General features: G+C 49.2%; 2 tRNA genes and 2 rRNA genes. All 4 read right to left on the minus strand.

From position 1 onward, the window contains the following. Positions 1-101 precede the first annotated feature (101 nt). Positions 102-2970: ribosomal RNA gene (locus tag B0475_RS17160) — 23S ribosomal RNA — on the minus strand. 355 nt (positions 2971-3325) lie between these two features. Continuing rightward, positions 3326-3402 (minus strand) — tRNA-Ile (locus B0475_RS17165). 12 nt (positions 3403-3414) lie between these two features. Then, positions 3415-3490: transfer RNA gene (locus B0475_RS17170), tRNA-Ala, on the minus strand. 77 nt (positions 3491-3567) lie between these two features. After that, positions 3568-5112 (minus strand): 16S ribosomal RNA (locus B0475_RS17175). Together the 16S and 23S rRNA genes with 2 tRNA genes alongside form the textbook arrangement of a ribosomal RNA operon. Positions 5113-5399: the final 287 nt, after the last annotated feature.

Here is a 5399-nt window from a genome sequence, read left to right on the forward strand (position 1 = left end):
TCTATGGCTTCTGATTTTGCGGTATATCTAAAATCGCTTTACATAGAGAGTTGTGATCCTTGAACTTGTTTAATCACCACACCAAATTTCTTGGGTGTTATATGATCAAGCCTCACGGGCAATTAGTACTGGTTAGCTTCATACATTACTGCACTTCCACACCCAGCCTATCAACCTTGTAGTCTTCAAGGGCCCTTCAGTTGTTTCAAGAACAAAGTGAGATCTCATCTTGGAAGAGGCTTCCCGCTTAGATGCTTTCAGCGGTTATCCCGTCCGAACATAGCTACCGGGCAATGCCACTGGCGTGACAACCCGAACACCAGAGGTTCGTCCACTCCGGTCCTCTCGTACTAGGAGCAGCTTTCCTCAAATCTCAAACGCCCACGGCAGATAGGGACCGAACTGTCTCACGACGTTCTGAACCCAGCTCGCGTACCTCTTTAAATGGCGAACAGCCATACCCTTGGGACCGGCTTCAGCCCCAGGATGAGATGAGCCGACATCGAGGTGCCAAACACCGCCGTCGATATGAACTCTTGGGCGGTATCAGCCTGTTATCCCCGGAGTACCTTTTATCCGTTGAGCGATGGCCCTTCCATACAGAACCACCGGATCACTAAGACCTACTTTCGTACCTGCTCGACTTGTCAGTCTCGCAGTCAAGCGCGCTTTTGCCTTTACACTAACCGTACGATGTCCGACCGTACTTAGCGCACCTTCGTGCTCCTCCGTTACTCTTTGGGAGGAGACCGCCCCAGTCAAACTACCCACCACACAATGTCCCTGATCAGGATAACTGATCGAGGTTAGAACTCCAATTACACAAGGGTGGTATTTCAAGGACGACTCCACGCATGCTGGCGCACACGCTTCAAAGTCTCCCACCTATCCTACACATATCTAATCAAAGTCCACTGTGAAGCTATAGTAAAGGTTCACGGGGTCTTTCCGTCTAGCCGCGGGTAAACTGCATCTTAACAGCTATTTCAATTTCACTGAGTCTCGGGTGGAGACAGTGTGGCCGTCGTTACGCCATTCGTGCAGGTCGGAACTTACCCGACAAGGAATTTCGCTACCTTAGGACCGTTATAGTTACGGCCGCCGTTTACCGGGGCTTCGATCAAGAGCTTCGCATACGCTAACCCCATCAATTAACCTTCCGGCACCGGGCAGGCGTCACACCATATACGTCCACTTTCGTGTTTGCATAGTGCTATGTTTTTGATAAACAGTCGCAGCCACCTGGTCTCTGCGGCCCCCACTAGCTCTGAACCTGTAGGGGCGTACCTTCTCCCGAAGTTACGGTACCATTTTGCCTAGTTCCTTCACCCGAGTTCTCTCAAGCGCCTTAGAATTCTCATCTTGTCCACCTGTGTTGGTTTACAGTACGGTTCTTATATACCTATGCTTAGAAGGTTTTCCTGGAAGCAGGGCATCGATCACTTCGTCCGCAATTGGACTCCCCATCACGCCTCAGCATTATGAAACCGGATTTACCTAATCTCACTGCCTAAACGCTTGGACCGGGATAACCATCACCCGGATGACCTAGCCTTCTCCGTCACTCCATCGCAGTATATAAAAGTACAGGAATATTAACCTGTTTCCCATCGACTACGCATTTCTGCCTCGCCTTAGGGGCCGACTCACCCTGTGCCGATTAACGTTGCACGAGGAAACCTTGGACTTCCGGCGAGGGGGTTTTTCACCCCCTTTATCGTTACTCATGTCAGCATTCGCACTTCTGATACCTCCAGCATGCTTCTCAACACACCTTCACAGGCTTACAGAACGCTCCCCTACCATGCTAATAAATTAGCATCCGCAGCTTCGGTACACCACTTAGCCCCGGTAAATCTTCCGCGCAGACCGACTCGACCAGTGAGCTATTACGCTTTCTTTAAAGGGTGGCTGCTTCTAAGCCAACCTCCTGGCTGTCTGGGCCTTTCCACTTCGTTTCCCACTGAGTGGTGATTTTGGGACCTTAGCTGGCGGTCTGGGTTGTTGCCCTCTTGACTACGGACGTTAGCACCCGTAGTCTGTCTCCTATGATTGCACTTCACGGTATTCGGAGTTTGCCATGGGACGGTAGGTCGGTGTGACCCCCTAGCCATAACAGTGCTCTACCCCCGTGAGTGATACATAAGGCACTACCTAAATAGTTTTCGGGGAGAACCAGCTATCTCCGGGCTTGTTTAGCCTTTCACTCCAATCCACAGCTCATCCCCGCATTTTTCAACATACGTGGGTTCGGTCCTCCAGTCGGTTTTACCCGACCTTCAACCTGGCCATGGATAGATCGCCCGGTTTCGGGTCTAATCCCAGCAACTTAGTCGCCCTATTAAGACTCGGTTTCCCTTCGCCTACACTATTCGCTTAAGCTTGCTACTGAAATTAAGTCGCTGACCCATTATACAAAAGGTACGCCATCACACCCCGAAGGATGCTTTGACTGCTTGTACGTATGCGGTTTCAGGGTCTATTTCACTCCCCTCACAGGGGTTCTTTTCGCCTTTCCCTCACGGTACTGGTTCACTATCGGTCGGTAGGGAGTATTTAGCCTTAGATGATGGTCCACCTATATTCAGACAGGGTTTCACGTGCCCCGCCCTACTCACATTCATCTCATAATCTCTTTCGTCTACAGGACTATCACCTTCTTCGGTTGGCTTTCCCACGCCATTCGACTAAAAACTATGAGACTTTTGGGCTAGTCCGCGTTCGCTCGTCGCTACTTGCGGAATCTCGGTTGATTTCTTTTCCTCCGGGTACTTAGATATTTCAGTTCTCCGGGTTCGCTTCACAAGGCCTTACAGCCAAATGATAACCTTAAAAGGTTGGGTTTCCCCATTCGGAAATCTGTGGGTTATACGCTTTCGTGTCAGCTAACCACAGCTTATCGCAGACTTACACGTCCTTCATCGCCTCCTACCGCCAAGGCATCCACCACATACGCTTATTCACTTGATCATATAACCCCAAAAAATCTGAGGCTACATACACAAGATCATATGGATCGATCGGGAACAACTCTCGTCGTTCCGCTGGTCTCTATTTAATAACGATTTTTTATATACACTACAAAAATTCTATTAAGACGCCATTGACTCAAATCAAATTGATTGATTTGTAGAAATAATCGCTCATCACGATCATTTCTGACTCATATTCCAAATTGTTAATTTACAAGTATGTTCGCGTCCTGCGATCCGAAATGTTTCATCCCGGCAAATACCCTTACCAAGTCATCACTGACCTGGTAAAGACATTCTCTCTACATAACTACTGAGCTTCTACTTCATCATCAAATGAACAAGTAAAAAACTGGTGGGTCTGGGAGGATTTGAACCTCCGACCTCACCCTTATCAGGGGTGCGCTCTAACCAACTGAGCTACAGACCCAGTCATAATAACTGGTGGAGCTATGCGGGATCGAACCGCAGACCTCTTGAATGCAAATCAAGTGCTCTCCCAGCTGAGCTATAGCCCCGTAATCGGCGTTATGCTTTTCATACTTTAGATAACTTGTGTGGACACCCGGATAAAGAAACATACCAAGGTCATCTTTTAGGAGGTGATCCAGCCACTGGTTCCCCAACGGCTACCTTGTTACGACTTCACCCCAGTCATGAATCACTCCGTGGTGACCGTCTCCCCGAAGGTTAGACTAGCCACTTCTGGAGCAACCCACTCCCATGGTGTGACGGGCGGTGTGTACAAGGCCCGGGAACGTATTCACCGCGACATTGCTGATTCGCGATTACTAGCGATTCCGACTTCATGCAGTCGAGTTGCAGACTGCAATCCGGACTAAGATGCACTTTCTGAGATTAGCTCCCCCTCGCGGGTTGGCAACCCTCTGTATGCACCATTGTAGCACGTGTGTAGCCCATCCCGTAAGGGCCATGATGACTTGACGTCGTCCCCACCTTCCTCCGGCTTATCACCGGCAGTCTCTATAGAGTTCCCACCATTACGTGCTGGCAACTATAGATAGGGGTTGCGCTCGTTGCGGGACTTAACCCAACATCTCACGACACGAGCTGACGACAGCCGTGCAGCACCTGTCACTCAGTTCCCGAAGGCACTGATCGATTACAGATCATTCTGAGGATGTCAAGGGATGGTAAGGTTCTTCGCGTTGCATCGAATTAAACCACATGCTCCACCGCTTGTGCGGGCCCCCGTCAATTCCTTTGAGTTTCAACCTTGCGGTCGTACTCCCCAGGCGGAGAACTTAACGCGTTAGCTTCGCTACCGACGCGTCTATAGCGCCAACAGCCAGTCCTCATCGTTTAGGGCGTGGACTACCAGGGTATCTAATCCTGTTCGCTCCCCACGCTTTCGTACCTCAGCGTCAGTGTAGTGCCAGTTAGTCGCCTTCGCCACTGATGTTCCTCAAGACCTCTACGCATTTCACCGCTACGCCTTGAATTCCACTAACCTCTCACTCACTCTAGCCAAACAGTTTCAAATGCAGTTCCCAGGTTAAGCCCGGGGATTTCACATCTGACTTATTAAGCCGCCTACGTACCCTTTACGCCCAGTAATTCCGATTAACGCTCGCACCCTCCGTATTACCGCGGCTGCTGGCACGGAGTTAGCCGGTGCTTATTCTTGTGGTACCGTCAAAGTCAAGCGCTATTAACACTCAACCGTTCTTCCCACATAAAAGTGCTTTACAACCCTAAGGCCTTCTTCACACACGCGGTATTGCTGGATCAGGCTTGCGCCCATTGTCCAATATTCCCCACTGCTGCCTCCCGTAGGAGTCTGGGCCGTGTCTCAGTCCCAATGTGGCTGATCATCCTCTCAAACCAGCTATAGATCGCAGTCTTGGTAGGCCTTTACCCCACCAACAAACTAATCTAACGCGGGCTCATCTGTTAGCAAGTGCTTGCAAGCAGAGGCACCTTTTCATCCGTAGATATTATTCGGTATTAATCCGGATTTCTCCGGGCTATCCCCAACTATCAGGTAGATTCCCACGCGTTACTCACCCGTCCGCCACTCGTCAGCAAAGAAGCAAGCTTCTCTCTGTTACCGTTCGACTTGCATGTGTTAGGCATACCGCCAGCGTTCAATCTGAGCCAGGATCAAACTCTTCAATTAATTGTTCGATGAACATAAATGCCCATCTAATTTATTGCGGCAACATCTGTTACAATGCCACCAGTTTGACCACTAACTATATATCAAAAAAATTACGTGATTCTAATTATGGTCACTTGTCGTTGTACCTTAAATACATCTCACTCCAAGTGCCCACACAAGTTATCTATTACTTTTTAATTTGCTTTAAATTAACTCCCGAACATTTCGTGCGGAAGGGTGCGATATTATCGCTTTTTTAAATCCTTTTGCAAGCCTTTTTTTGAGTAATTTTTCAATCAACTCCA

It is taken from the genome of Marinicella sediminis (assembly GCF_002000055.1).
Lineage (GTDB): Bacteria > Pseudomonadota > Gammaproteobacteria > Xanthomonadales > Marinicellaceae > Marinicella > Marinicella sediminis.